At 69.2% G+C, this 26333-nt stretch carries 23 protein-coding genes; 14 read left to right on the top strand and 9 right to left on the bottom strand.

The window, feature by feature from the left end:
- Nucleotides 1-26: 26 nt before the first annotated feature.
- Entirely contained in the window at nt 27-1352 is a 1326-nt protein-coding gene (locus tag DBV35_RS14010) for a hypothetical protein (protein ID WP_205648679.1), read from the bottom strand.
- Nucleotides 1353-1777: 425 nt separating this feature from the next.
- Between DBV35_RS14010 and DBV35_RS14005 the strand changes: the two genes are divergently transcribed.
- Nucleotides 1778-2968 (top strand): hypothetical protein, encoded by a 1191-nt coding sequence (locus tag DBV35_RS14005; RefSeq protein ID WP_108660945.1) that lies wholly within the window; start codon nt 1778-1780, stop codon nt 2966-2968.
- A gap of 18 nt (nt 2969-2986) precedes the next feature.
- On the opposite strand, the gene DBV35_RS14000 is transcribed toward DBV35_RS14005, so the two are convergent.
- Nucleotides 2987-4183, bottom strand: a complete 1197-nt coding sequence (locus DBV35_RS14000; protein WP_108660944.1) for a DUF3500 domain-containing protein — start codon at nt 4181-4183, stop codon at nt 2987-2989.
- A 356-nt stretch (nt 4184-4539) separates the two neighbouring features.
- Between DBV35_RS14000 and DBV35_RS13995 the strand changes: the two genes are divergently transcribed.
- On the top strand, nt 4540-7149 hold the full coding sequence (locus DBV35_RS13995; RefSeq protein ID WP_108660943.1) for a 5'-nucleotidase C-terminal domain-containing protein: 2610 nt from the start codon (nt 4540-4542) through the stop codon (nt 7147-7149).
- A gap of 51 nt (nt 7150-7200) precedes the next feature.
- On the opposite strand, the gene DBV35_RS13990 is transcribed toward DBV35_RS13995, so the two are convergent.
- The 4 genes from DBV35_RS13990 to DBV35_RS13975 are packed head-to-tail and all read right to left on the bottom strand — an operon-like array spanning nt 7201 to nt 11575.
- Complete coding sequence (locus tag DBV35_RS13990; RefSeq protein ID WP_108660942.1) at nt 7201-8199, bottom strand: ABC transporter ATP-binding protein; 999 nt, start codon at nt 8197-8199, stop codon at nt 7201-7203.
- Nucleotides 8196-9263, bottom strand: a complete 1068-nt coding sequence (locus tag DBV35_RS13985) for an ABC transporter ATP-binding protein (RefSeq protein WP_108660941.1) — start codon at nt 9261-9263, stop codon at nt 8196-8198. The genes DBV35_RS13990 and DBV35_RS13985 overlap by 4 nt, the downstream gene beginning before the upstream one ends.
- Nucleotides 9241-9939 (bottom strand): RraA family protein, encoded by a 699-nt coding sequence (locus DBV35_RS13980; RefSeq protein ID WP_157961737.1) that lies wholly within the window; start codon nt 9937-9939, stop codon nt 9241-9243. The genes DBV35_RS13985 and DBV35_RS13980 overlap by 23 nt, the downstream gene beginning before the upstream one ends.
- 52 nt (nt 9940-9991) lie before the next feature.
- Complete coding sequence (locus tag DBV35_RS13975; RefSeq protein WP_108660939.1) at nt 9992-11575, bottom strand: ABC transporter substrate-binding protein; 1584 nt, start codon at nt 11573-11575, stop codon at nt 9992-9994.
- 258 nt (nt 11576-11833) lie between these two features.
- Between DBV35_RS13975 and DBV35_RS13970 the strand changes: the two genes are divergently transcribed.
- Genes DBV35_RS13970 through DBV35_RS13945 form a run of 6 tightly spaced genes read left to right on the top strand, consistent with a single transcriptional unit; the run spans nt 11834 to nt 17166 of the window.
- Nucleotides 11834-12574 carry a FadR/GntR family transcriptional regulator gene (locus DBV35_RS13970; RefSeq protein ID WP_108660938.1) on the top strand — a complete coding sequence of 247 codons (741 nt, stop codon included), beginning with the start codon at nt 11834-11836 and terminating at the stop codon, nt 12572-12574.
- Nucleotides 12571-13512: an ABC transporter permease gene (locus DBV35_RS13965; RefSeq protein WP_108660937.1), complete on the top strand. Its 942-nt coding sequence runs from the start codon at nt 12571-12573 to the stop codon at nt 13510-13512. Before DBV35_RS13970 ends, DBV35_RS13965 begins: the two co-directional genes overlap by 4 nt.
- Nucleotides 13509-14399: an ABC transporter permease gene (locus DBV35_RS13960; RefSeq protein ID WP_108660936.1), complete on the top strand. Its 891-nt coding sequence runs from the start codon at nt 13509-13511 to the stop codon at nt 14397-14399. Before DBV35_RS13965 ends, DBV35_RS13960 begins: the two co-directional genes overlap by 4 nt.
- On the top strand, nt 14389-15162 hold the full coding sequence (locus DBV35_RS13955; RefSeq protein WP_108660935.1) for an SDR family NAD(P)-dependent oxidoreductase: 774 nt from the start codon (nt 14389-14391) through the stop codon (nt 15160-15162). The genes DBV35_RS13960 and DBV35_RS13955 overlap by 11 nt, the downstream gene beginning before the upstream one ends.
- A gap of 46 nt (nt 15163-15208) precedes the next feature.
- On the top strand, nt 15209-16399 hold the full coding sequence (locus DBV35_RS13950; protein WP_108660934.1) for an enolase C-terminal domain-like protein: 1191 nt from the start codon (nt 15209-15211) through the stop codon (nt 16397-16399).
- Between the two features lie 14 nt (nt 16400-16413).
- Nucleotides 16414-17166 carry an RraA family protein gene (locus DBV35_RS13945; RefSeq protein ID WP_108660933.1) on the top strand — a complete coding sequence of 251 codons (753 nt, stop codon included), beginning with the start codon at nt 16414-16416 and terminating at the stop codon, nt 17164-17166.
- 27 nt (nt 17167-17193) lie between these two features.
- Here the strand turns inward: DBV35_RS13945 and DBV35_RS13940 are convergent, their stop codons facing one another.
- The 3 genes from DBV35_RS13940 to DBV35_RS13930 are packed head-to-tail and all read right to left on the bottom strand — an operon-like array spanning nt 17194 to nt 19922.
- On the bottom strand, nt 17194-18237 hold the full coding sequence (locus DBV35_RS13940) for a 2,5-dihydroxypyridine 5,6-dioxygenase NicX family protein (protein WP_205648678.1): 1044 nt from the start codon (nt 18235-18237) through the stop codon (nt 17194-17196).
- 21 nt (nt 18238-18258) lie between these two features.
- Nucleotides 18259-18987 (bottom strand): SDR family NAD(P)-dependent oxidoreductase, encoded by a 729-nt coding sequence (locus tag DBV35_RS13935; protein ID WP_108660932.1) that lies wholly within the window; start codon nt 18985-18987, stop codon nt 18259-18261.
- Nucleotides 18984-19922: a LysR family transcriptional regulator gene (locus DBV35_RS13930; protein ID WP_170134938.1), complete on the bottom strand. Its 939-nt coding sequence runs from the start codon at nt 19920-19922 to the stop codon at nt 18984-18986. Before DBV35_RS13930 ends, DBV35_RS13935 begins: the two co-directional genes overlap by 4 nt.
- Before the next feature lie 78 nt (nt 19923-20000).
- Here DBV35_RS13930 and DBV35_RS13925 point away from each other — a divergent pair, with 78 nt between their 5' ends.
- The 6 genes from DBV35_RS13925 to DBV35_RS13900 all read left to right on the top strand — a co-directional run bounded on the left by DBV35_RS13925 (nt 20001) and on the right by DBV35_RS13900 (nt 26264).
- Nucleotides 20001-20819 (top strand): alpha/beta fold hydrolase, encoded by an 819-nt coding sequence (locus tag DBV35_RS13925; RefSeq protein ID WP_108660930.1) that lies wholly within the window; start codon nt 20001-20003, stop codon nt 20817-20819.
- A gap of 52 nt (nt 20820-20871) precedes the next feature.
- Nucleotides 20872-21828: an ABC transporter substrate-binding protein gene (locus tag DBV35_RS13920; RefSeq protein ID WP_108660929.1), complete on the top strand. Its 957-nt coding sequence runs from the start codon at nt 20872-20874 to the stop codon at nt 21826-21828.
- Nucleotides 21828-22619 carry an ABC transporter ATP-binding protein gene (locus DBV35_RS13915; RefSeq protein WP_108660928.1) on the top strand — a complete coding sequence of 264 codons (792 nt, stop codon included), beginning with the start codon at nt 21828-21830 and terminating at the stop codon, nt 22617-22619. The genes DBV35_RS13920 and DBV35_RS13915 overlap by 1 nt, the downstream gene beginning before the upstream one ends.
- A 5-nt stretch (nt 22620-22624) precedes the next feature.
- Nucleotides 22625-23527, top strand: a complete 903-nt coding sequence (locus DBV35_RS13910) for an ABC transporter permease (RefSeq protein ID WP_108661941.1) — start codon at nt 22625-22627, stop codon at nt 23525-23527.
- A complete protein-coding gene (locus DBV35_RS13905; protein WP_108660927.1) occupies nt 23524-24318 on the top strand; it encodes a VOC family protein in 795 nt (264 codons plus the stop codon). The genes DBV35_RS13910 and DBV35_RS13905 overlap by 4 nt, the downstream gene beginning before the upstream one ends.
- Before the next feature lie 152 nt (nt 24319-24470).
- Nucleotides 24471-26264 carry a diguanylate cyclase gene (locus tag DBV35_RS13900; protein WP_108660926.1) on the top strand — a complete coding sequence of 598 codons (1794 nt, stop codon included), beginning with the start codon at nt 24471-24473 and terminating at the stop codon, nt 26262-26264.
- Nucleotides 26265-26333 lie beyond the last annotated feature (69 nt).

Genomic DNA, 26333 nt, shown 5'->3' with positions numbered 1-26333 from the left:
AGCCCCGCGCGGCCGGGCGCGCCGGGTCAGTCGATCCCCGCCTTCTCGAAGCAGCCCTTCCACCCCGCGGCGTCGAAGGTCGCCGCGTCGCACCAGGCCGCGAGCGGGTAGTAGTCGCCCATCACCTCCCGCGTGCATTGCCCCGCCTCGGTCAGGGCGGCGTTGCTCGGGGGCGTCGGGAACTGCCACTCCGCGCCGCAGCCGCGGCTGACGGCCTGCTGGATGGAGTGGGGGAAGTCCGGCGAGGGGAGGAGATAGCGCATGAAGATGGTCTTCGGGACCATCTGCCCGTCGCCATAGGGCAGCCAGACGATATTCGGGTCGAGCGAGGGCGGCCGCACCACGTCGCTTGTGATGACGAGCGTCGCGAACCCGTCATCGTCGAGCGGCGTTGCGGCGTCCACGGTGCAACTCGTCAGCGGCAGCGGCGAGACGACCTCGCCGACGCACATCGTCCAGTAGCGCAGCTCGATTGCGTCGAAGCCGGGTGCGGGCTGGGAGACGGGCGCGCCCTTCAGCGTGTCGGGAAAGCCCGGCATCCTGGCGCGGATGACGATGACGCGATCCGGCCGGTCCTCCGACATGAAGAACGAGACCATGTATTTGTTGTCGGGGTTCGGCAGGAGCCGCACCGGCGGGTTCTTGAGCGGGCCGAACCAGATTCGATCCGGCACCGGCGGCGTGCGCGGCGGCGTCTCGAAGACGTCCGGCACGATGGCCGACTGCACGGCGAGGATCTCCGAGCGGCGGTTGACATAGTCGCAGACAGGCAGGGCCGCGCGCTCGCCGTTCGTCCGGGTGACGCTGATCTGCGGCAGCGGCACGGCGCCCATGCCGCCCGCGCCGGTGTTCGGGAGATAGATGCGGTAGAGGAGCCAGCCGGTGTCGGCGTGGAGGTGGAGCAGGTTCTCTCCGGCCTCGTCCCCGCGCGTGATCGTGACGGTGTAGGTCTGCGGTCCGCCCGCCGCCGGCGGGGCCGACGCGAAGGGATTGCCCGCGCCGGGGTCCGGTGTGATCTCCGCGTCATAGAGGTGATCGGCCAAGCCGGTCGCGACTGGCGCGTTGTCATAGAGGGCGAGGGAGAAGAAGCGGGCCTTCGGGTAGGTCCCGTTGAGCGTGACGGTGCGCCAGTCCCGGTCGATGGGGATGTACCAGAGCCGATAGGCCGTGTCGGGGAAGATCCAGTTGCCGAGGCCGACCGGCGTCCACAACAGGGGCCACGCACAGGTCGGCGTCGGAAGATCCTGCGCCGCGGCGGGAGCGGGCGCGGCGGCGAGGCCGATGCCGGCGAGGAGGAGCGCCGCCGGCAGCAGTCCGGATCGGGCCCTTCGCATTCCGTGACGCGTTCTCATGTCATACTCCGTTCGAGTGGTCCTCATCGGAGAGCGCCCCGCGCCAACCCACGCGCCGCGGAGCGCCGCCGCCCGCCGATGAAGCCACGGCGGCCGACGGGCAATTTGCGGATCGTCAAGCAGTGGGCCGCACGGGCAGCGGGTCTGGCGACGTTGCGGGAACCAAGGCGATCACCGGCACGGGCCGCTTCATGGAGGCTGCCGGGGTGCCACCATTGCGGCGCGATTTACGGCGTGCGGTTCATCACCAGCACGGCGGCCGGAAGGCTTCTCGGCCGCATCCCCACCGGCCGGATTGCCGTATTGTCGCCGCCGCGCCGATGGACGAGATTGGGCGCACGCTGCTACGGCGACGCAAGGGGCGGGGGTGGCTGCGCCGGTGGGACGAGACGAATGGCTTCGACGTGAGCGGCGATCAGCGGACCTTGTACCTGCACGTTGGGCACGCCAAGACCGGCTCCAGCTTCATCCAGAGCGTCTTTGCGCGGAACATCGATGCCCTCGCCGCGGCCGGGATCCACTATCCGCCGCTCGGCGACCCGGAGGAGATCGCGCAGGGGCGCATCTCGAGCGGCAACGGCAAATTGCTGCTGGACGATATCGCCGCGCTCGCGCCGATGCCGGCGGGCTGCCGCGGCGTCCTCTTCAGCCGCGAGCAATTCTTCCACGAGCTGACCGAGGCCCCGCTCCGGCACAATGTCGCCGCGGCGGCCCGCTTCTACGGCTGCGACCGCGTCGAGATCCTCCTCTTCATCCGCGATCCGATCGGCTCGATGATCTCCACCTACCAGCAAGGTGTGAAGCGCGGCGGGATGACCGCGTCGCTCAGCGAGTTCGCGGCGGGGTTCAACACGCCGATGGCCGTCTTCGAGCGGCTGAAGTCGCTGCTTGCCGAGCCCGCCTACACCGTCACCGTGCGCAACTATTCGCGCTGCAAGGACAGGCTCGCGGACGTCGCGATGGCCTGGCTCGGCCTTCCCGACCTGCCGTTCGTCCTGCCGGACAACACGCAGGTGAACCGCAGCCTCACCGCGGGGGAGCTTGCCTTCCAGCGCGCCCTCAACCGCGTCCTCGGCACGAGCGGCGGCCTCGTCGCGGATCCCCTGTGCGAAGAGCTGCCGCAGATCCCGACGCCGCCGCTCGCGCTCACGGAGGCGGAGCAGAGCGCCGTCCTCGACCGCCTCGCGCCGAGCCTTGCGGCGGCGAACGCGTTGATCGCGCCGGAGCACCACTACCGCGCCGACCCGGTCCCGCCGCAGGACGACACGGACGACCTGACGCTGAGCCGGGCGCAGATCGACATCATCGCGCGCAGCATGGGGGAGGAGATCCAGCGCCTGCGTCAGTCGAATGACGGCCTCAGGAGCGTCGTCTCGCTGCTCCACGCCCGTCGCCATATCGCGAGCGAGGATCTCGACGAGGCGGAGGCGCATCTGCGCCGATCGGTCGGCTTCAACGGCCGCAACATGGACGCGGTCCTGACGCTCGCCGACGTGCTGATGCAGAAGGGCGGCGACCGCGACGAGATCGACGCGCTCCTCAAGACGGGGCGCGGCATCGATTCCGGCAACCGCCGCCTGGAGAGGTTGACGCGCCGGTTCGCCAAGACGGGCTGAGCCGTCTCCGATTGCGCCTCAGTTCGTGCCGTTGGTGAGGTGGTCGCCGTCCGGCCCGTGCGCATGGGTCGCGAGATGCTCGGCGAGGAGGTTGCGGCCATAATCGTTGCCGTTCGGGGTGCGCACGACGGTGTGGATATGGCGCCGGCTGGGTCCCGCCGGGCCGGGCAGCGCGATCAGCCCCTGATGGTCGAACTCGATGAACACGACCGGGCTGTGCAGGCGATAGTAGAAGACGCTGTCGTCCGCGGTGCCGCCCTTCCAGGCGAAGTGCGTGTCGTCGAGGTGGGCGGCGATCTCCTCCATACGGAGCGCCGCGTGGTCCTGCGGCATGTTGGCGATGTAGAGGCCGGCGAGGGCGAGGAGCGCGGCACGCTTGTCCGGATCGAGTTCGCCCGCGCGGATTCCCTCATAGGGGACGACGATATTGTCCTTGAAGAGCTCGCCGAGGGCTTCGGCCCGGCCCTCCTTCGGGCCGATCCGCGCCGCCGCCTGCTCGGCCTCAGACAGCGATCGCATGAAGGCGAGCCCCTCGTCCTGCACGTCCTGCAGGACGACGGTGCCGGCATGGTCGCCCGTCTCGGCCCGCACAGGCTCCGAGCCCATGAAGGTCGGCGTCATCACGAGCTGATCGCCGACCAGGATGGCGTTGATGATGAGGTGATGGCCCTCGAACTGGAAGCCGAAGGGCGCGTCCCCGGCGGGATCGCCGAAGAGGGTCAGCCAGTATTTGAACTCGCCATATTCGCGGAAATTGCCGACGAGCTCGCCGAGATGGTGGTTGAGCCGCATGATGTCGCGCGAGGTCTGGTAGCCCGCGGCGCTGAGCGCGGCGCGCAGGAGGGCGAACACGGCCTCGCGCTCGCCCTCGCCCATGTCTTCCAGGGAGAGGCCGTTGCGGCGGGGGAAGGCGTGGAAGTTCGCCCAGTGGCGCCAATCCTCGCTGTCGATCGGGAACGTGATCGCCTCCTGCTCGTCCGGCGAGAGGGTGGCGAGGAGGGCGACCGCCGCGGCCTTCAGCGGGGCGACGTCGATCCCGGTGCGTTCGATCGCGAAGAGGCCCGGCTCGGGCGTCCCGTCGGTGGTGAGGCCGACGAAGGGCTCCGCCATCGCCTCGCGCGCCATGCGCTCGCCGAAGCCCTGCGCGTGCGTGGCGCCGGCCCCTGCGAGGAGGGCGACGGCGGCGGCGATCGATCGGGATACGCGAACATTCATACGAACTCTCCGGTCGGACGGGGCGTCACGGCTTTCGAGCTTACGGGCCTCCGCCGAGGCCGCCAGCGCCCGTTTGTCGGCAAACGTAACGGGGGCGGGCGCTGGGACAGATCGATACAATTTCCCGGTCTCTTCCGCCGGTATCCGAGCAGAATCGGCTGCGGCATGAATTCTTTCCAGCCTAAACAATTGTTCCGTTCGAATTTCGCGCTCACGATACGATTTTCGTTGAATTCAAGCTCCGCGAGAAATGTAGAAATTTAAAATTTCACGGCATCATCATCTGAACGTCGCGGAACTGAATTGTTCGCTCGTTAACGCCCCGGTCGATCAAGACCAGAACCGGGAGCGATGCGGTGAACGAATATTCCGATCTTGGCCAACTTCTCAGAATCATCCGGCTCAGCAATGCCGAGCTGGCGGCGGAGATGTCCGCGAGCTTCGGAGACGACACGATCAAGGTCCGCACCGAAGAGGCCGCCCGCTTCTACGGGCTCGAAGGCGACGACACCGCCATCGGCGGCGCGGGTGACGACCAGTTCGGCGGCGGCGATGGCGACGACCGCCTCTCCGGCCGCGACGGCGACGACCTCGTCCTCGGCGGGCGCGGCAACGACACCCTGCTGGGCGGCGAAGGCAACGACACGCTGATCGGCAACGAAGGCGACGACAAGCTCGTCGGCGGCGCGGGCCGCGACTTCATCCAGGGCGAGGAAGGCGACGACCGCATCAACGGCGGCGCGGGCAATGACCGTCTCTCCGCCGGCGAGGGCCACAATGTCGTCAATGGCGGCGCTGGCAACGATGCGCTCGTCCTCGACGGGATGCTGGCGGACTATCGCTTCTCGGAACTCTCCGGCGGGCGCACGCTCGTCGTCGCGAAGGACGGCTCCTCGCGCACGGTGGTCTCCGAGGTCGAGATCTTCCGCGCCGGGAGCGAGAAGGTCGAGGTCGGCCACACGACCACCCTTCAGCTTCTCCACGCCTCCGACCTCGAAGGCAACGCGAGCGCCGTCGCCAACGCGCCGAATTTCGCGACCGTGATCGAGGCGCTCGAGGCCGAATTCGAGACGACGCTGATCATCTCCTCCGGCGACAACTACATCCCGAGCCCGTTCTCCAACGGTGCCGGGACGAGCGATCCGGCGATCCAGGAGAACCTCAACGCGGTCCTCAACGACGTGATGTCCCGCGTCACCGGCGAGACCTATGAGAGCCTGACGAGCGAGCCCGGCCGCTTCGACATCGCGATCATGAACGCGATCGGCTTCGACGCCTCGGCCGTCGGCAACCACGAGTTCGATTTCGGCCAGCAGCAGGTGTTCGACATCGTCGCCGCCGACACGAACGGCACGGCGCGGACTGAGGACGATGCCTGGACCGGCGCGCTCTTCCCGTACCTCTCCGCGAACCTCACCTTCGAGGACGAGAGCGTGCTCGCCCCGATCGTCGACGCCGACGGTGTCGGTGCGGGCGAGGACGGCGCCGGCGTGATCGCGCCCTTCGCCATCCTCGAGGAGAATGGTGAGCTGTTCGGCGTGATCGGCGCGACGACGCCGCTCCTCGAGACGATCTCGTCCACCTTCGGCGACCCGAACAATCCGAACGACGAAGTCCACGCCGAGCCGGGCTTCAACGACATGGCCGCGCTCGCCGCGATCATCCAGCCGATCATCGACGCGATGCAGGCCGAGGGGATCAACAAGATCATCCTCACCTCGCACCTCCAGCAGATCGCGCTGGAGCAGGAGCTCGCCGGGCTCCTCGACGGCGTCGACATCATCATCGCAGGCGGCTCCGACACGCGCCTTGCCGACGGGACGGACCGCCTGCGCGAAGGCGACGAGGCGCAGGGCAACTATCCGCTCCTCACCAAGGATGCGGGCGGCAACGACGTCGCGATCGTCTCCACCGACGGCCAGTACAGCTATGTCGGCCGCCTGGTGGCCGAGTTCGACGCGGGCGGCAATCTCCTCCCCGAATCGATCGACGCGGCCGTGTCGGGCGCCTACGCGACCGATGAGCAGGGTGTGCTCGACGTGACCGGCGCGCCGGATCTCGAGACCGCCATCGCCAACTCGGTGAAGGGCTCGCAGGTGCGCGACCTCGTCAACGTGGTGGAGGCCACCGCGCTCGAAGTGTCGGGCAAGAACTTCTTCGCCGACCAGGCCGTCGACCTCAATGGCGAGCGTGAGCCGGGCGTGCGCACCGAGGAGACCAATCTCGGCAACCTCACCGCCGACGCGAACCTCGACTATGCGAACGACCTCGTCGACGAGCCGGTCTATGTCTCGCTGAAGAATGGCGGCGGCATCCGCGCTTCCATCCCGCTCGGCGACGGCATGATCTCCGAGCTCGAGATCCAGGAGGTCCTCGCCTTCAACAACACGCTGAGCCTCATCACCCTCACCCCGGCCCAGCTCCTCGAGGTGCTGAACTACGGCGTCGAGGCGAGCGAGTATGATGAGAACGGCAACCCGCTGAACGCCGAAGGGCGCTTCCCGCAGGTCTCCGGCGTGCGCTTCTCGTTCGATCCGGCCGCGGACGGCGGTGCGCGGGTGCAGGACGTGTGGGTCGAAGGCATCGGCGCCGGCGGCACGGACGTGAAGATCGTCGAGGACGGCGTGCTGACCGACGCGGCGGACGCGCTCTCCGGCGGCATCCGCGTCGTGACGCTGAGCTTCCTCGTCGCCGGCGGTGACGGCTACCCCTACCAGTCCTTCGTCGACGCCGATCCGGACTTTGCGAACGTCGTCGACCTCTTCCAGCCGGACGTCATCGCGGACGGGTTCGCCCAGTTCACCAATGTCGGCACCGAGCAGGACGCGCTCGCGGAATATCTCGCCGCCAATTTCGGCGTCGACAGCGACCCGAGCAACGATTTCGCGGATGTCGACACGCTGCCGGCGCTCGACCTGCGGATCATGAACCTCGCGGTTCCGGGCGTCACCGACTTCGACATGTAAGCCGGGAACGAGGCCACCGGCGCGGGCGCGATCCCGTGCCGGTGGCGTCCCTCAGATATCGTCGCGCAGGCACGCCTTCTGGTGACGGCCGCCGACATCGCGAAGCACCGGCTCCTCCTCCGCGCAGCGCGGCAGCGCGAACGGGCAGCGGGTGCGGAAGCGGCACCCCGAGGGCGGGTTGAGCGGGCTCGGCATGTCCCCTTCGAGGATCACGCGCTGGCGCCGCCGCTCCGGCTCCGCCGATGGGATCGCCGACAGGAGGGCCCGCGTGTAGGGGTGCGCCGGCGCGGCGTAGACCGCCTCGGTCGGGCCGATCTCCACGATGGTGCCGAGATACATGACCGCCACGCGGCGGGCGAGATATTGAACCACGGCGAGGTCGTGCGCGACGAGCAGCATCGCGAGCCCGAGCTGTCCCTGAAGGCGCTCGATCAGCGCGAGGATCTGCGCCTGGATCGACACGTCGAGGGCGGAGACGAGCTCGTCGGCGACGACGAAGTCCGGTTCCGTCGCGAGCGCGCGGGCGATGCCGATGCGCTGGCGCTGGCCGCCGGAAAATTCGTGCGGATAGCGCTTGGCGTGATCGGGATGGAGGCCGACGAGGGCGAGAAGCTCGGCGACGCGCTCGCGCCGTTCGGCGCGGCTGTCGGCGAGGTGGTGGATCTCCAGCGGCTCGGCGATCGTGTCGTAGATGCGCATGCGCGGATTGAGCGAGGCGAACGGGTCCTGGAAAACCATCTGCATCCGCCGGCGCAGCGCCCGCATCTCGGCCGCGCCCGCGGCGGTGACGTCGACCCCGTCGAACGTCACGCGCCCGGCGCTCGGCTCGATGAGGCGCAGGACGCTCTGGCCGACCGTCGTCTTGCCCGAGCCGGACTCGCCGACGAGGCCGAGCACCTCGCCCCGCCCGATCGTGAAGGAGACGCCCGCGACCGCCTTCACCGTCCCCGCGCCGGGCGCGAAGAGGCCGCCGGGGGAGGGGAAGGATTTCGTCAACGTGTCGACGGCGAGGAGGGCCGGCTCCACGGGGTTGGGATCGATGGCGTTCATGGACGGGACTCCGGCCGCGCGGGCGGCAGCTCGCGCCAGCGCAGGCAGCGCACGGGGTGGTCGTCGACCCGTTCGAGCGGCGGATCCTCGATGTCGCAGAGCCCCGCGCGGGCCGAGCCGCAGCGCGGGTGGAAGGCGCACCCTGTCGGGCGGCGCCTGAGGTCGGGCGGCTGGCCGGGGATCGGGTGGACGCGCCGGCGCGGCTCGCCCGCCCGCCGCAGCACGGGGACGGAGGCGATCAGCCCGCGCGTGTAGGGATGGCGTGGCGCGGCGAGGACGGCCCCGGTCTCGCCGGATTCGACAACCTGTCCGGCGTACATGACGACGGTGCGCGCCGCGAGCTCGGCGACGACACCGAGATCGTGGGTGATGAAGAGGACGGAGAGGCCGATATCGGCCTGCAGGCGGCGGATGAGGTCGAGGATCTGCGCCTGGATCGTGACGTCGAGCGCGGTGGTCGGCTCGTCGGCGATGAGGAGGCTCGGCCGGCAGGCGAGCGCGATCGCGATCATCACGCGCTGGCGCATCCCTCCCGACATCTCGTGCGGATAGGCCTTCAGCCGGCGGTCGGGGTCGGGGATGCCGACGAGGTTCAGCATCTCGCGCGCCCGGTCGAGCGCGGCGCGGCGGCCGAGCTTCTCGTGCAGCCGCACCCCTTCGGCGATCTGCTCGCCGACGGTGAAGACGGGGTTCAGCGAGGTCATCGGCTCCTGGAAGATCATCGCGATCTCGGGCCCGCGCGCCGCCCGTGCCGCGGCCGGGCTGGTGAGGTCCACCGCCGTGCCGTCGCGGCGGTGGAAGCGGATGGCGCCCTCGACCTTCGGCGCGCCGGCGAGGAGGCCGAGCGTCGCAAGGCTCGTCACCGACTTGCCCGAGCCCGACTCGCCGACGAGGGCGACGATCTCGCCCCGGTCGATCGAGAAGGAGACGTCGTCCACGGCCCGCACCGGGTGCTTGCCGCGGAAGGTGACGGAAAGACCCGAGATGTCGAGCACCGGCGCGCCGCGTTCGGGCGCGGCGGCGGGGGCGGGCGACAATCGCTCAGAGCTTTCGATAACGGGCATACACCTCTTCCACGTCGTTCGCGGGGTCGGCGAACTCCACGCGCGCGCGGCCTTCGACGGCGGCGTGCTCCTCGGCGCGCCGCAGCACCTCGACGATGTGCTCCTTCGGGATGACGACGACGCCGTCGATGTCGCCGAACATGAAGTCGCCCGGATGGACCGTCACCGTCGCCGTCAGCGCGCCGCGCAGCGCGACGGGCTGCTGCCAGCGATAATAGGACCAGCGGTTCAGCGCCTCGACGGGGGAGTGGAAGCGGCGGAAGACGGGGAAGCCCATCTTGATGAGGAGCGAGGAGTCGCGCAGCCCCCCGTCGATCACCGCGCCGACGACGCCCTTCGCGCGGCCGAGCACGGCGTTCATCTCGCCATAGTGGGCGACGCGGGTGTCGAAGCCGGCGTCGCGCACGTCGACGCAGGGGTGGCGCATCTCGCTGAACATCCGGATGCGCCGCTCACGCAGCCCCGGATCGCCGACGGGGTCGTTGATGCCCTGCATGGTGAAGGCGGGGCCGGCGATGATCATGTCGTCGCGGAGCGGCCGGATGTCGGTGGCGAGGGCCTGATGGGGCAGCCCCATCTCGTCCATGATGTCGTAGACGAGGCCGGTATAGAGGGTCCGGTAGCGTTCGATGACATCGAGCATGTCCGGCACGCCGGCGATCACGGTGGCGACCATTTGTGTCTCCGTTGTGGGAAGGGAGCGGCCCCGCCCGGGGCCGCCGGTCGTGTCAGGCCTGCGGCGCGAGCCAGGCCTCGCCGAGCTGCCAGGCGCCGCCGGAATCGACGACGATGTTCTGCAATTCGACCCGCGCGACGTGCCGCGACTCGCGGAAGAAGAGCCACGCATAGTAGGCGTTCTCGATGAGCTGCTCCTGCGCGACGCGGTAGAGCTCCTTGCGCCGGGTGCGGTCGGTTTCGCGCCGCGCGTCGGCGATCACGTCGAACAGCGCCTCGTCGTCGATGCCGGACCAGTTCTGCGCCGCGCCGCGCCCGAAGAAGGGGCCGAACACGTGGTCGGGGTCGGCGCGCGGGACGTTGACGCGGCCCATCGCGGCCTCGTGCTGGTGGCCGAGCACCTTCGGCACCCAGGCCTGCCGCTCCAGGATCTCGATCTCGAGGTTGATCTTCGACTGGACGAGCTGGGCCTGGATCATCTGCGCGATCTGCGTGTCGGGATCGCGCTGGATGATCGAGAGCTTCGCGGAGAAGCCGTTCGGGTGGCCGGCCTCGGCGAGGAGCTTCGCGACGAGGGCGGGGTCGAACCCCGGCGAGGGGATGCTTGCGTCGAAGGCCCAGTCGGTCGGCGGCACCCAGGTGGGCGTCACCGCGCCGTAGCCGCGCGTCACCGCCTTCATGAGGAAGTTGCGGTCGATGGCCGCGTTCACCGCCTGGCGCAGCTTGATGTTGTCGAAGGGCGGCTTCTGGACGTTGAAGGTCATCCACTGGGCGATGCCGGGCGGGACGGCGACGAGGCGCAGCTGCGGATTGCCCTCCACCTCGGCGAAGTCGCGCGGGGTGACGCCGTCGGCGATATGGATGCCGCCGGCCATCAGCTCGACCATCTTCACCGCGGTCGTCGGGATGATGCGCAGCGTGACGCCGTCCGCGTAGGGGAGTTGCTGCCCGTCGGCCCCGGCGCGCCAATATTTCTCGTTGCGGGTCAGCTTGATGTGGCTGCCGCCGACCCATTCGACGAAGCGGTATGGGCCGGTGCCGACCGGGTTGCGGCCATAGTCCTGTCCGGAGGATTCCATCGCGGCGGGGGAGCACATCATGCCCGCCTCGACCGCGAGGGAGGCGAGGGCGGCGCCGGACGGCTGCTTGAGGTCGATGCGCACCGTCATCGGGTCGAGCGCCTCGGCGCCGGAAATGTCGGCAAGGTCCTGCGAGCGGGGGGCGGTGGAGGCCGGGTCCACGACGCGGCTGATATTGGCGACGACGACGCCGGCATCGAACGGCGTCCCGTCATGGAAGACGACGCCTTCGCGCAGGGTGAAGACGATGGACTGCGCGTCCGGCGCGAACTCCCAACTTGTCGCGAGGGAGGGCTGGAGTTCGCCATTCACGTCGAACCGGACGAGACCCTCGTAGATCTGCGTGAGCGCGTAGCGGTCGGACGTCGGCGCGTCGCCCATGATCGGGTCGAGGCTCTTCGGTTGAAGGTCCATCGACGCGATGATGGTGCCGCCGCGGACCGGCTTGGCGTCCTGCGCGATGGCGGCGTGGAAGGGGACGCCGAGCCCGGCGGCGAGCGCCAGCCCCGATCCGCCCTGCAGAAATCCGCGCCGCGAGAGGGAAGCGATCCGATTCATGCTGTTTCCTCCGGTGAAGCCTTTGGTTGGCTCTCGATTTTGGAATCACCTATCAGATAAGTTGACGCGAGGGAACCCCGGAGTCGAGTCATTTGCGCAAAGCGCGATTCCCGGCAGATATGGCGGTGATTGCGCAAATTGTGCCGGAAATATTGCGCATTGCAGCATGAGCTGAGGAGGAGCGGGGTCGCGTTTCGTCGCGAGAAGCATTTCAGATCACCGCGTTGACACGGTAAGCTTATAAGGTATCATAAGAGTATGAGCCCAGTGACTTCCGTTCCCGAACGCCAGCGCCTGACGGATCTCGTGATCCAGCACGTGCTCGACCGCGTCAGTGCCGGCGCCTTCCGGGCCGGCGACTCGCTGCCGTCCGAGGCCGAGCTCGCGCGTCAGCTCAATGTGTCGAAGCCCGTGGTGCGGGAGGCGATCAGCCGCCTCGCCGCGCTCGGCCTCGTGCAGACCCAGCAGGGCAAGGCGACCACGATCCAGGGTCTCACCTCCGCCCCGCTGGAGGCCTTCTTCCGCCTCGCCGTGCGGGCGACCGATTCCGGCCTGCGGGAGGCGATCGAGCTGCGCCGCGGTCTCGAGACGGAGATCGCCGCCCTCGCCGCCACCCGCGCCAACCGCTTCAACATCGAGCAGATGGCCACCTCCATCGACCGGATGCGGGACAACATCGACGGCAATTTCGACAAGTGGCTCCAGGGCGACATGGGCTTCCACCTCGCCCTCGCGCGCGGCTCCGGAAACGCCCTCTTCGAGCATCTGATCGAGGCGCTGTCCGACATCATGCGCTTCACGATGACCGCGCTCGGCACCCAGCGCGATCTGCGCGACCCGGCGGCCACCGTGCGCCGGCACGAGGCCGTGCTCGAGGCGGTGAAGGCCGGCGATCCGGCCCGCGCCCGCGTCGCGATGATCGAACATTTCGCGGTGACCGAGAACGTGATCGAGGAGATCAGCCGCGATCACCGCCGCATGGAGCGCCTGCCCCGATGACCCGCTATCTCCTTCGGAAGCTGGCGCAGATGCTGCCGGTCGCGTTCTTCGTGACCATCATCGTGTTCGCGCTGACGAACCTCCTGCCGGGCGATCCCACCATCACGATCCTCGGCGAGCAGGCGACACCCGAGCAGCGCGCCGCCGTGCGCGTCGAGTACGGGCTCGATCAGCCCGCCCCGGTCCGTTACGTCACCTGGTTCGCCCGCGTGGCGCAGGGCGATTTCGGCCGCTCGCTGCGCACGCGCGAGCCGGTGGTGGACATGCTGGCCGCGAAGATCCCCGTCACCCTCCAGCTCACCGCCTTCTCGATCCTCATCGCCGTCGCGATCGGCATTCCCGCCGGCATCCTCGCCGCGCGCTTCCGCGGCACATGGATCGACGTGGTGGCGAGCTTCGCGGCCATGTCCTCGATGGCGGTCCCCTATTTCTGGATGGGCGTGCTCCTCATCATGCTCTTCTCGCTGCGGCTCGGATGGCTGCCGCCGTCGGGTTACGTGCCCTTCACCGAGGACCCGGTCCTCAACATGAAGCTGATGCTGCTCCCCTCGCTCACCGTCGGGACGGCGTTCGCGGCCCTCGTCATGCGCCAGACCCGCGCCTCGATGCTCCAGGTCCTCTCGCTCGACTATGTGCGCACGGCCCGCTCCAAGGGGCTCAGCGAGCGCTCGGTCGTCCTCAAGCACGCGCTGCGGAACGCGGTGATCCCGGTGATCACGGTGATCGGCCTGCAGATCGGCGCCCTCCTCGGTGGAGCGGTGGTGACGGAGACGGTGTTCGCGCTGCCCGGCCTCGGGCGGATGCTCGTCGACGGGATCTTCCAGCGCGACTTCCCGGTCATCCAGGGCGCGATCCTCTTCATCGTCGTCGCGGTGCTGACGGTGAATTTCGCGACCGACCTCGTCTATCGCCTCTTCGATCCGAGGGTGAAGGTATGACCCTCGCCGTCGACGCGGGTCTTGAGGACGCGCGCAAGCCGCGCTCGCCCACCGCGATCTTCATCCGCCGCGTCCTCTCCTCCTGGCAGGGCGTGTTCGGCGTCACCTTCATCAGCCTCGTCATCTTCATCGGCATCTTCGCGCCCTGGCTCGCGCCCTATTCGCCGATCGAGATGGACTATGACGCGATCATGGCCCCGCCGAGCGCGGCCCACTGGCTCGGCACCGACGAGATCGGCCGCGACCTCCTCTCGCGCGTGATGTCGGGGGCGACCGTCTCGCTCCAGGTCGTCGTCTTCGCGGTCGGCGTCGCGCTCCTCATCGGGTCGACGCTCGGTCTGATCGCCGGGTGGCTCGGCGGCGCGTGGGACGCCTTCATCATGCGCGTGATGGACGCCTTCCTCGCCTTCCCGCTCCTCGTGCTCGCCCTCTCGATCGTCGCCGTCCTCGGCCCGGACCTCATGAACGCGATGCTCGCGATCGCCGTCACCAAGGCGCCGGGCTTCGCGCGGCTCGTGCGCAGCGAGGTGCTGTCGCTGCGCACCGTCGATTATGTGAAGGCGGCGCGCGCGGCCGGCGCCAGCGACCGGCGCATCCTCGTGCGCCACATCTGGCCGAACGTCTCGGGCAATGTGATCGTCTACGGCTCGCTCGCCGCCTCGCAGGCGCTGATCACCGAGAGCGCTCTCTCCTTTCTCGGCCTCGGCGTGCAGCCGCCGACCCCCTCCTGGGGCTACATGGTCGCGACCGGCATCCAGTTCTGGCAGGCCTGGTGGATGAGCTTCTTTCCGGGGCTCGCGATCTTCCTCACGGTCCTCTCATTCAACTTCCTCGGCGATGCGGTCCGCGACGCCCTCGACACCCGCCTCGGCACCCATGACGACTGAGGCGCGGCACGCGGACGCCTTCGCCCGCTTCGCCCTCGACGGCCGCCGCGCGCTCGTCACCGGGGCGGGGCGCGGCATCGGCCGGGCGATCGCCACTGGCCTCGCCGCCGCCGGCGCCCTCGTCGCCTTCCACGACCTCGCCGATGACGGCGCCCTCGCGGCGGCGGCCGCGGCCGCGGGCGGGCTCGCGATCCACGCCGACCTCGCCGCGCCCGACGCCGCCGTTCACCTCGCGGCCGAAGCGGCGGAGCGTCTCGGCGGGGTCGACATCCTCGTCCTCAACGCCTCCGTCCAGGCGCGGGAGAGGTGGGCGGAGGTCAGCGACGCGGCCGCCGCGCACCAGCTCGCCGTCAATCTGGAGACCGGCCGCCGCCTCCTTCAGGCCCTCGTGCCCGCGATGGCCGAGCGGGGCTGGGGCCGCGTCCTCGCCATCGGCAGCATCCAGGAGCGGCGCGAGCATCCGGACATGCTCGTCTACGCCGCGACCAAGGCGGCGCAGACGAGCATGATCCGCAACCTCGCCCGCCAGCTCGCCGCCTCTGGCGTCACGCTGAACAATCTGGCGCCGGGGGTGGTGCTCACCGAGCGCAACGCCGAGGCGCTCGCCGACCCCGTCTACCGCGCGAAGGTGATGGCGCAGATCCCCGCCGGCCACGCCGCCGAGGCGCAGGATTGTGTCGGCCCGGCGCTGCTCCTGTGCTCGGAGGCGGGCCGATACATCACCGGCACGACCCTCTTCGTGGACGGCGGGATGCACTTGTAGCGGCGGCACAGACCGCCGGACGAACTCCAGGGAAGGATTGGGACGCGTGAAGATCGTCGATATGCGGGTGCGGTGTGTCGCCATCCCGCTGAACGCGCAGCTGAGGCACAACACCGGGGTCCATCCCGGCTACCTCCTGCGCACGGTTCTCGAGCTCATCACCGACGAGGGGATCGTCGGGCTCGGCGAGGTCGGCGGCGGCGACCAGCGCGGCGCGCTCCTCAAGCTGAAGCCGCGCATCATCGGCATGGACCCGTTCCACCTCGAGACCATCAAGCTGAAGACGCTGCGGGCGATCTACTACCTCTCCAACGCGCGCCTCTACGCCGCGATCGAGATGGCCTGCCTCGACATCCAGGGGAAGATGCTCGGCCGACCGGTGTCCGACCTCCTCGGCGGCGCGGTGCGCGAGAGCGTGCCGTTCATCGCCTATCTCTTCTGGCGCTACGACCGGCCCGGTGGCGGCCACGACGCGCACGCCGAGGACATGGCGGATCTGTGTGAAGAGCTCGCCGAGACGCTGGGCGTGAAGGCGATGAAATTGAAGGCCGGGGTGATGCCGCCCAACGAGGAGGCGCGCGTCCTCGAACTGTGCCGCGACCGGCTCGGCCCCGAATTCGGCCTGCGCATCGATCCGAACGGCGTCTGGTCCGTGCCGACCGCGACCCGCATCGGCCATCGCCTGGAGCCGCTCGCCATCGAATATTTCGAGGACCCGTCCTGGGGGCTCGAAGGCAACGCGGCGGTGCGGCGGGCCGTCCGCATCCCGATCGCCACCAACATGTACCCGGCGAAGTTCGACGATCTCGGCCCGGCCGTGCGGCTCGGCGCGGTCGATATCGTGCTCACCGACATCCACTATTGGGAAGGCCCGCGCGGGGTGAAGGATCTCTCCGCCGTCTGCCGGACCTTCGCCCTCGGCGTCGCGATGCACTCGGGCGCGGAGTTCGGTATCGAGCTCGCCGCGATGCTCCACACCGCCGCGACCATCCCGGAGATGAGCTTCGCCGGCGACGCGCACTACCACTACCTCACCGACGACATCATCGAAGGCGGGCTGATGCCATATGTCGACGGCGCCATCGCGGTGCCGACCGGCCCCGGCCTCGGGGTGACGCTCGATGAGGACAAGATGCGCCACTACGAGCGCGTCTACGAAGAACGCGGCGACTACTACGCCCGCTTCCATCAGGACCCCTATCGCCCCGACTGGTATCCGGTCGTCGGCGGACTTTGAGGCGAGGACAGCCCATGAACGATGCCCCGACCGGCGCGCTGCAGCGCGAAGCCTCCATGATGAAGCTCGAACGCCTGATCGCGGAGCGCGAGAGCGTGGACGACGCCCCCCTCGCCGTGCCGCAGGCCGAGCTCCTCGCCCGCTATGAGAAGCTCTATACCGGCGCGATCTCGGACGTGCTGCGCGAGAATCTGCTGATGGACCAGGCGCTGCCCGGCTATCTCCAGCCGCTGCGGCCGGAGAAGACCGTTGCCGGGATCGCGTTCACGGTGAAGAGCGCGCCGAGCACCAAGGTCTCGGGCGAGCTGACGCTCCGCACGAAGATGCTCGACCAGATGCCGGAGGGCGCGTTCGTGGTGTGGGACACCTCGGGCGATCTCGCCAGCACCTCCTGGGGCGGGGTGATGACGGCGACCGTCTCCGGACGCGGCGTGCGCGCGGCGGTGATCGATGGCGGCATCCGCGACACGGCGCAGATCCTCGCCGCCGACTTCCCCGTCTACTACCGCTACCGCAGCCCCAATGGCAGCCTCGGCCGCTGCCTCATCTCGCACTACCAGATCCCGGTGGAGATCGGCCGCACGATGGTGCGTCCCGGCGACGTCGTGGTGGGCGACATTGACGGGGTGATCGTGGTGCCGCGGGCCCTCGCGGTGGCGGTGCTGGAGCGGTGCGAGGAGGTGCTCGCCAACGAGCGCAAGATCTTCGGCTGGGTCGCGGAGGGGGCGAGCCCGACGAGCATCGCCGAGCGCGGCGGCTACTTCTAGCCGCACGTCGCCCAGGCGGACGGCGGGTCAGCCCGCCGTCAGGCGCCCGTCGCGCACCACCACGCGGCCGTCGATGTCGACGGTGCAGGCGCGCATCGGGAAGTCGAAATGGCAGGGGGTGTAGCGGTCGGCGAACTCGTTTGCGCCGGTCGAGATGAGGAAGCTCCCCGCGACGGCGCGCAGCTCCGTGCCGTTGATCTCGTTCTTGTCGTACATCATCAGCGAATCCCAGCTCGCGCCCGGATTGAGGCCCCAGCCGACGTGCGCGATCGCGTAGGCGAGCGGGTCGTTCCAGGCGGCGAAATAGGACCGCAGCGTCACCGCATCGAGCCCGTCCCCAAGGATCTCCACCACGACGTCGTTCTCGATGACGAGCGTGACGCGGCTCTCCAGGTAACGCTTGAAGGTGAGGTTCACGTCGCCGACGTCGAGGACGACGCGGCCGTTCACGCTGTTCGCGAGCGGAAAGCAGAGGGCGAGCCCCGCCGGCCAGTAGGCGATCGGGGCGCCGGGCGCGAGGAAGCCCGCCCCGCCGCGCACCGGCGCGCCTTCGATCTCGGCGACGAGATCCGTGCCGGCCGCGGAGGTGACGCGCATCCGCTTGCCTTCGCCGAGCGTCGTCATCGCGCCCGCGACCGCGTCGGCGAGGGCGGGATCGGGCCGGCAGCGCTCCAGCACCTCCGGATGCTCGTTGGAGATCATGTAGATCCGCCCGCCCGCCGCGAGCACGGCCTTGCGGACCGGGCTGTGGAGGAGCCCCTCCACCGTCACGTCGACGATGAGCGCACATCCCGCGATCGCGGCCAGGAGCGGGGCATAGTCCTCGTAGGCGAGGGAGGTGCCGGTGGAACGGATCGGCTGCACCGTCGTCACCGGCGCGCTCGGCACCTTCACCGTCACGAATCGCGCCCCGCACAGGGCAAGGCCCATCTCGGCGAGGTTCACGAGCACCGGGTTCGACTGGCTTTCGGCGACGACGGCGACCATCTGCCCGGCCGCGACGCCGCTGAGGCGGAAGCTCTCCTCGAACATCCGGGCCCATTTCACGTCGGGGTTGGCTTCGAGCGGCACGGCGGGACGTCCTTCAGTGGGTCAGGCGGGCAGGCTCTTGCCGCCATCGACGAGGAGGCATTGGCCGGTGACGAAGCCGGCGCGCGGCGAGGCGAGGAAGGCGACCGCCCAGGCGACGTCCTCCGGCTTGCCGACGCGGCCGAGCGGCTGCTTCGCGACGAAGGCGGCGAACTGCTCCTCGTTGAGGACGGAGCGCGAGAGCGGGGTGTCGATGAAGCCGGGCAGGATCGCGTTCACGGTGATCCCGCGCGGCAGAAGCTCCACGGCGAGGCTGCGCGTCAGCGCGTTCACCGCCGCCTTCGTGGCGCTGTAGTGGGCGATGCCCCGCCCGCCGAGCGCGGCGCGGGAGGAGATGTTGATGATCCGCCCGCCCTCTTCCATGCGCGGCAGCGCGCATTGGCAGGCGGTGAAGAGGCCGAGCACATTGACGTTGATGAGCCGCTGGAACTCGGCGTGGCTGATCGCCTCGAAATCGTGCTGCGACATCGTCCCGGCGCTGTTCACCAGCACGTCGCATCGCGGGATCGCCTCGAAGGCGGCGCGGATCGAGGTCTCGTCGGCGAGGTCGCAGGCGATGGCGGCCGCCTCGCCCCCGGCCGCGCGGATCTCGGCGACCACGGCGTCCGCGTTCGCCTGGTTGCGGTTGAGGATGCGGAGCGCGTGGCCGAGCCGGGAAAGCTCCAAGGCACTCGCGCGGCCGATCCCGGACGCGCCGCCGGTCACCACGGCGATCGGCTTCGTCTCGTTCATCCGATCGTCTCCCTGGCGCCCGCGAGAATCGGCGGGGCGTAGGCCGCGAGCACGCCCTTGAGGTGGGCGAGAAAGGCTTCGGCGGCCGGCGATGTCGCCGATCCCGCCCGGCGCAAGAGCACCACCGACCACGGTACCTCAACCTCCGGCACCGAGAGGATGGTCATCTCGCCGAGCTCGACCTCGCGCATCACGAGATAGGGGGGTACCAGGCTGAGATAGAGCCCGCTGCGCATCAGCGCCTTGATGCAGGCGCCCGAATTCGTCTCCACGCGCGGGGGAGGCGGGGTGAGGCCGATCTGGTCGAACGAGCGCTTGGCGCTCTGCCACAGGAGCCCCTCGCTGGGCGGCAGCACCCAGGGATAGTCGAAGAGGTCGGTCGGGGTGAGGTCGCCGGTGTGGGCGAGCGGGTGATCCGAGCGCGTCACGAACAGGAACTCGCCACGGAAAAGGTCCTCCGCCGTCAGCTCGTCCGACGGGTCGACGATCGGCTTGGTGGTGATCGCGAAATCGAGCCGCCCGCTCTCCACCCCGGCGGTCAGCGCCTCGTAGAGCCCTTCGATCATGAGGGCGGTGAGCTGGGGGTGGTCCTGCAGGAAGGTCGCGAGCGCCTCGGACACCAGCGAGGCGGCGAGGGCCGGGCCGACGCCGAAGCGCACCTCGCCACGCGCGAAGCTGCGCAGGCTGTCGAGCTCCTCGCGCGCCCGCTCCAGCTCGTTGCTGATGATCTCGGCCCGGCGGGCGAGGATGTCGGCATAGGTGGTGGGCTCGACGCCGGTCGGCGTGCGGTGGAACAGCGTGACCTTCAGCTCGTCCTCCAGCCGCCGCATCGCGTTGCTGATCGCGGGCTGCGACACGCCGAACTGCCGGCTCGCCTTGCCGATCCCGCGATGACGGTAGACGGCCAGGAATTGGAGGAGCGTTTCCGAGTTCATGGGTAATAATTGAAAGTTATGAACTGTCCATCTGATACCCACTTGTATTAATGAGGACGCGCTTGGCATTGTCAATTCATGACACAGCGCATGATCGTCATCCCCGGTTCGCCAGAGCTTGCCGCCGATATCGCCGGGGCGGGGCCGACGGTCGTGTTCGTCCACGGGATCGGCGGCAACCGGCTGAATTGGGCCGGCCAGATGGAGACCTTCTCCGGCCGCTACCAGACGATCGCCGTCGACCTGCGCGGTTATGGCGACAGCGCCGACCCCGATGACGGCTTCGCCTTCTTCGACTTCGTGGACGACATCTTGCGCACGCTGGATTTCGTCGGCGTCGAGACGGCTGATCTCGTCGGCTTGTCCATGGGTGGGCTCGTGGTGCAGGCGGTCGCCGCGCGGGCGCCGGAGCGGGTGCGCAGCCTCACCCTCGCGGGCTGCCGGGCGGGCGACAGCCCGGTCTTCGACGACCCGGCCTCCTTCGCGGCCGAGCGCATCGGCTCCCTCTCCGCCGACGCGCCGGCAACCATCGCGGTCGACGCGATGCTCCCCCGCCTCCTCGGCCCGGCGGTGTCGCCCGAGGCCGCGCGGGCGATCCGCGGAAGCCTCGAATTGCTGCGACCGGCCAACTATCGGCGCACGATGATGGCGCGCCTCGCGATCCCGCCCTTCCTCGACCTTTCGACCATCGCCGTGCCGACCCTCGTGATCGGGGCGAGCCACGACAAGGTCGCCCCGCTCGCGCAGATGCAGGGCATCGCCGCGCGCATTCCCGGCGCCCGCTTCGCGACCATCGCGGACGCCGGGCACCTCATGAACATCGAACAACCCGACGCCTTCGACACGGTGCTGGCGTCGTTCCTGGAGTCGGTGCCGCGTTTCGTCTGTCCATCCTGAACGAGAACAATCACCCTCGAGCCGAGGGAACAGCACACGAGAGGACTAGTCTATGAAGTGGATCCTCCCCGCCATCGCGAGCCTCCTGGTCGGCGCGTCGGTATCCCACGCCGAGGAGAAGACGATCGCGATCGCGAACTTCGGCGACCATCCGGCGCTGCAGCTCGTGATCGATGGACTGAAGGAGTCCATGGCCGAGCGCGGCTTCGACGTCACCTACACCTACGACCAGGTGAACTGGGAGCGGAACGTCATCCCCCAGATGCTCGCGAAGATCTCCGCCGCGCAGCCGGATGTGGTCGTCACGATCACGACGCCGGTGACGCAGACGGCGGTGAGGGCGCTTCAGGATCCGAACGTCCCCGTCGTCTTCGCCGCCGTGCAGGATCCCGTGACCGCCGGCCTCGTGCCGGACTGGGAGACCGCCGCGCCGAACATGACGGGCGCGGCGAACCTCGTCGACATGGACGGCACGCTCGGCTTCATCAAGGAGATGATGCCGGACCTCACGCGCCTCGGCGTGCCGTACAATCCGGGTGACGACGCGGACAACGCGCTGCGCGAGCGCCTCGTGAAGTTCGCCCCGGACCACGGGATCGAGCTCGTTCTCGTCGGCGTCGACAACGTCAACGATCTGCCCCAGCGCATCCAGTCGCTGAGCGGGAAGGTGGACGCGGTCTATGTCTTCCCCTCGAACCTCTTCCAGCCGGCGACGGCGCAGATCGCCGCGATCACCGACCGGATGGGCGTTCCCGCCTTCAACGGCCTGCCGGCCCCGGTCGAGAAGGGCGAGATGCTGGGCTCCTATTCGGTGAACTGGCCGCGCATCGGCGCGAGCGCCGCCGGGATCATCGAGCAGATCTTCAACGGGGCGAAGGTGTCCGACATTCCGCCGACCGTGCCGACGGCGCAGGACCACACCGTCGTCATCAGCAAGGCCCAGCTCGACCGGTGGAACCTCACCCTCCCGGCGGCCTATGCCGACTGCGACACCTGCGTGGTCGACTAGTGGGCGAAGTCGCCTCGCTCGCCGTCAGCGGCGTCGCGAAGACCTTCCATCCCGGCACCCCGAGCGAGCGGCGCGCGCTCGCCGGCATCGACCTGACGCTCGCCAACGGCGATTTCACCGTCGTCATCGGCAGCAACGGGGCGGGCAAGAGCACGCTCCTCAACGTCGTCGCGGGCGAGATCATGCCCGACAGCGGGAGTGTGACGATCGCCGGCGACGACGTGACCGCGATGCCCGTCCACCGCCGTGCGCGCTACGTCGCCCGCGTTTTCCAGGACCCGGCGATCGGCACGGCCGCGGGGCTGACGGTGGAGGAGAATCTGGCGGTCGCGCTGAAGCGGGGGGAGGGGCGCGGCCTCTTCTATTCGCTCACCGGGGCGCGGCGGCGTCAGTTCATGGACGCGCTGGCACCGCTCGGGCTCGGCCTCGAGGAGCGGCTCGGCACGGGGGTCGAGATGCTGTCCGGCGGCCAGCGCCAGGCGCTCTCCCTGATCATGGCGTGCCTGCGCCGCCCGAAGGTGCTGGTGCTCGACGAGCATTGCGCCGCGCTCGACCCGCGCACCGCCGACGCGGTGATGCGCGCGACGATCCAGGCGGTGGAGGGCTCGCACATCACCACGCTGATGATCACCCACAACATGCAGCACGCGATCGACTGCGGAAACCGCCTCGTGATGATGCACGAGGGCCGGATCGTCTACGAGGCGGCGGGCGAGGAGAAGGCCGGCCTCACCGTCGACGCGCTCGTCGCCCGGTTCCACGGGGCGGACGACAAGGTGCTCCTGGTCTGATCATGATGGATTTCATCACCGGCTTCTGGAACCTCGTCCCCGTCACCCTCGCGCAGAGCCTCGTCTACGGGTTCATCGCGCTCGGGATCATGATCCCCTTCCGCCTCCTCAACTTTCCGGACCTCACCTGCGAGGGCGCCTTTCCGCTCGGCGGGTGCCTCTGCGCCGCGCTCCTCGTCGCGGGCGTTCCGCCGGGGCTCGCCTTCCTCCTCGCCATCGCGGCGGGCTTCCTCGCCGGTTGCGCGACGGCGCTGATCCACCTCAATCTGAAGATCAACACGCTGCTCGCCGGCATTCTGATGATCACGATGCTGTGGAGCCTCAACCTGCGCATCATGGGCAAGTCGAACACGCCGCTCTTCACGGAGACGACCTTCTTCGACAGCCTGCTGCCGACCTTCACCCGCAGCCTCATCGTCCAGAACAGCGTGTGGGTGCCGATCGTGATCGGCGTGTGCGCGCTGGTGAGCTGGTATCTCCACACCGACAGCGGCCTCGCGCTGCGCGCCTCGGGGGCGAGCAGCGCGATGGCGCGGGCGAACGGGGTCTACACCTGGCGCATGACGCTCCTGGGCGTCGGCGTCGCCAACGCCTTCAGCGCGTTCGCCGGCGCCTCGGTCGCGCAGGTCCAGGGCTATGCGGATGTCGCGATGGGGTTCGGCGTCCTCATCAACGGCCTCGCCGCGCTCATCATCGGGGAGGCGATCGTCGGCCGGTCCTCGGTGCTGCGGCAGGTGGCGGCGCCGTTCGTCGGCTCACTCGTCTACTATCAGGTGATCTCGGCCGGTCTCGCGGCCGGCGTCAATCCGTCCGACCTCAAGCTGGTGACGGGGCTCTTCGTCCTCGGCATGCTGGCATTGTCCTCGCGCCGGGGCGGCTTGCGGGCGGAGCGGAGAATCAACGCATGAACGGGGCGGCAAGGCACGCGGGCGGCGCGGGACGCGGGGTCATCGGATTCGACCATCTGATGGTCCTCGTCGACGATCTCGAGGCCGTCGCGGCCGAGGCGTCGGCGGCCGGCTACACGCTGACCCCGCCGAGCCTGATGCCGGGCCTCGCCAACCGGCTGATCTGCTTCTCCGACGCGCTGCCGGGCGCGACGAGCTTCATCGAGTTCCTGCAATATGGCGACATCGAGCGTGTGCCGGCGGTCGTGCGCAATTTCCTCGGCATGGCGCCGGGCCCCGCCGCCCTCGTCATCGCGGTCGAGGATGTGGCCGCGTTCGGCGATGGACTCACCCGTCAGGGCATCGCCCATGCGGAGCCGATCGCGATCCGCCGCCAATGGGCGGTCGATGGCGGGGAGATCCTCGACGTCCACCTCGAGGTGCTGCTGATCGCGCGCGCCGGGCTGCCGGTGCCGTGCGTCGCCGTGCGCCACCACACCCCGCACCATTATCTGCGCGAAACCTTCGTGCGCCACCGGAACGGGGCGACGGGCATCCCCGCGATCGTCCTCGCCGCGGCCGATCCGGGCGCGGTCGCCGCGACGCTCGGCACGGTGTTCGGCTGCCCGTCGCGCGAGACGGGGGACGGCGCGGTGGTGGACCTTCCCGGCGCGCGCCTCATCGTGCGCCGCGCCAAGGTGGAGCGGACCATGATCGTCGGCCCGCACATCGCGGTCGCCGGGCATGGCGGCGCGGCCGCCCCCGCGCGCCCGCTTCCCTCCGCCCCCGGCCTCGACCTCATCCCCGCATAGGCGGGGCGGGCGGCGTCCACACCGCGTCCGGCTGCCGCGAATGGAATGTGGCGTTCAGACGGCGGCATCTATAACGGTGGGATCGCGTGTCGTTGGCGGACGGATTCGTCTATCCTCGACACCGTCTCGCCGAGGGTAGACCGACCACCATCATGCGGATTTGCTTGCGCGTTCTCCTCCTGCTGGCCTGCATCTCCGCCTGTTTCCTCGCGGGCCCGGCCGGTGCGCAGGAGGCCGACGGCGCGAGCGAGCCGCCGCCCGTCACCTTCAGCACGCTGGAGGAGGGGCGACGCCTTTTCGGCAACGCGCGCCTCTTCCGCGATCCGGACCACGACCTCTCCTTCGAGGAGGTGCTGGAGGCGGAGGAGGAAGAGTGGCACCTCATGCAGCCCGAGATGGGCGAGCAGGGCATCACCACGGACGCCTTCTGGCTCCGCTTCACCATCCGCAATGACAGCGACAACGACCAGCGCCTGGTCGTCAGCCACGACATCGCCAACCTGTCGGATTTCGACGCCTATGTGCGCGGGCCGAACGGGCTCGAATCCCACACCGATTTCGACCCCAACGCCCCGTTCCGCAGCCGCGAGATCGCCTATGCCGGCCCCGCCGCTCCCATCGCCGTGCCGGCCGGGGAGGCGCGCGAGGTCTATGTCAGCTTCTACAACGAGTTCGCCATCCCGATTCACGTGAACGTGCGGCTGTGGAGCGAGGACGCGTTCGACGACCACACCATCGAATACACCGCCTTCTACACCTTCTGGATCGCCTCGCTGCTGATGAACGCCCTGTTCTGGGTGCTCTACGCGGTGGTCATGCGGCAGATGCGGATCATCATGTACTCGCTCTACATGGTGTCCCTCGCGGTGACCTATCTCGGCTTCTTCGGCATCGGCTTCCAGCTCCTCTACGCGTCGATGCCGTGGATCCAGGCGATGGGGTACCACTGGTCGATGTTCCTGGCGCTCGCCGCGGCGACCGACTTCGCCCGCCGCCATCTCGAGATCGACCGCCTCCATCCGCGCCAGAACACGCTGATGCTGGGGGCGATCGCGCTCTTCCTCTTCGGCGCGGGGTTCGCGATCGTCGCCCGGCGGCCGGAGATCGAGGCGCCGATCACCTTCATCGGCTTCGCGATCGTCCCCGCCTATATCTGCTGGCGCAGCTTCGTCGCCTGGCGCAGCGACCGGCTGAGCTATGCCGGGTGGATGTTCTTCGGCTGGTTCACCATCAGCCTCACGATCCTCTTCACCCTCGTCGGCAGCCTCGTCGAAGGCGCGTTGACGGACTGGTCCAACATGGACTTCATCCGCCTCGCCTTCTCGCTGACGGTGCTGGAAAGCCTCCTCCTCAGCGTCTCGCTCGCCCAATGGCTGCGCAGCCAGGAGCGGCGGCTGCTCGCGGCCGAGCAGGCGGCGGCGCGCGACGCGCTGACCGGCCTCCTCAACCGGCGCGGCTTCAGCGACCGGATCGCCGACATCAAGTCCGACCGCATCCGCTGGCCGGGCGACCTGTGGCTCGCGGTCATCGACATCGACCGCTTCAAGCAGATCAACGACACGCACAACCACGCGGGCGGGGACGCGGTGCTCGTCCACCTCGCCCACCTCCTCCAGCGCGAGTGCCGGGCGGACGACATCATCGCCCGTTTCGGCGGGGAGGAGTTCGTGGTCCTCTTCTCGGCGCGCTCGGAGTCGGCGGCGCGCGCCTTCATCGACCGGATCCGCGTGATCTTCGACGAGAGCCCCACAGTGTTCGAGAACCGGCCGATCGCCCATACGCTGAGCGCCGGCATCGTGCGCGTCGCCGATGTCCGCCACGGCGACGAGCGGGAGCTGATCGCGCGGGCGGACGACGCGCTCTACCGCGCCAAGCGGGCGGGGCGGGACCGCGTCTTCGTCGGCGCGACAGGCCCCGCCGGCCTCACCCCCGCGATCGCCGAATGAGCGCTTGAACGACACCCCGCGAGGGGGCGCGGCCCTTGCATGGCCGCGATGCGGCGGCGAATGTGGCAA

This window comes from Acuticoccus kandeliae (genome assembly GCF_003073115.1).
This window is presented reverse-complemented; position numbering and strand designations above follow the sequence as displayed.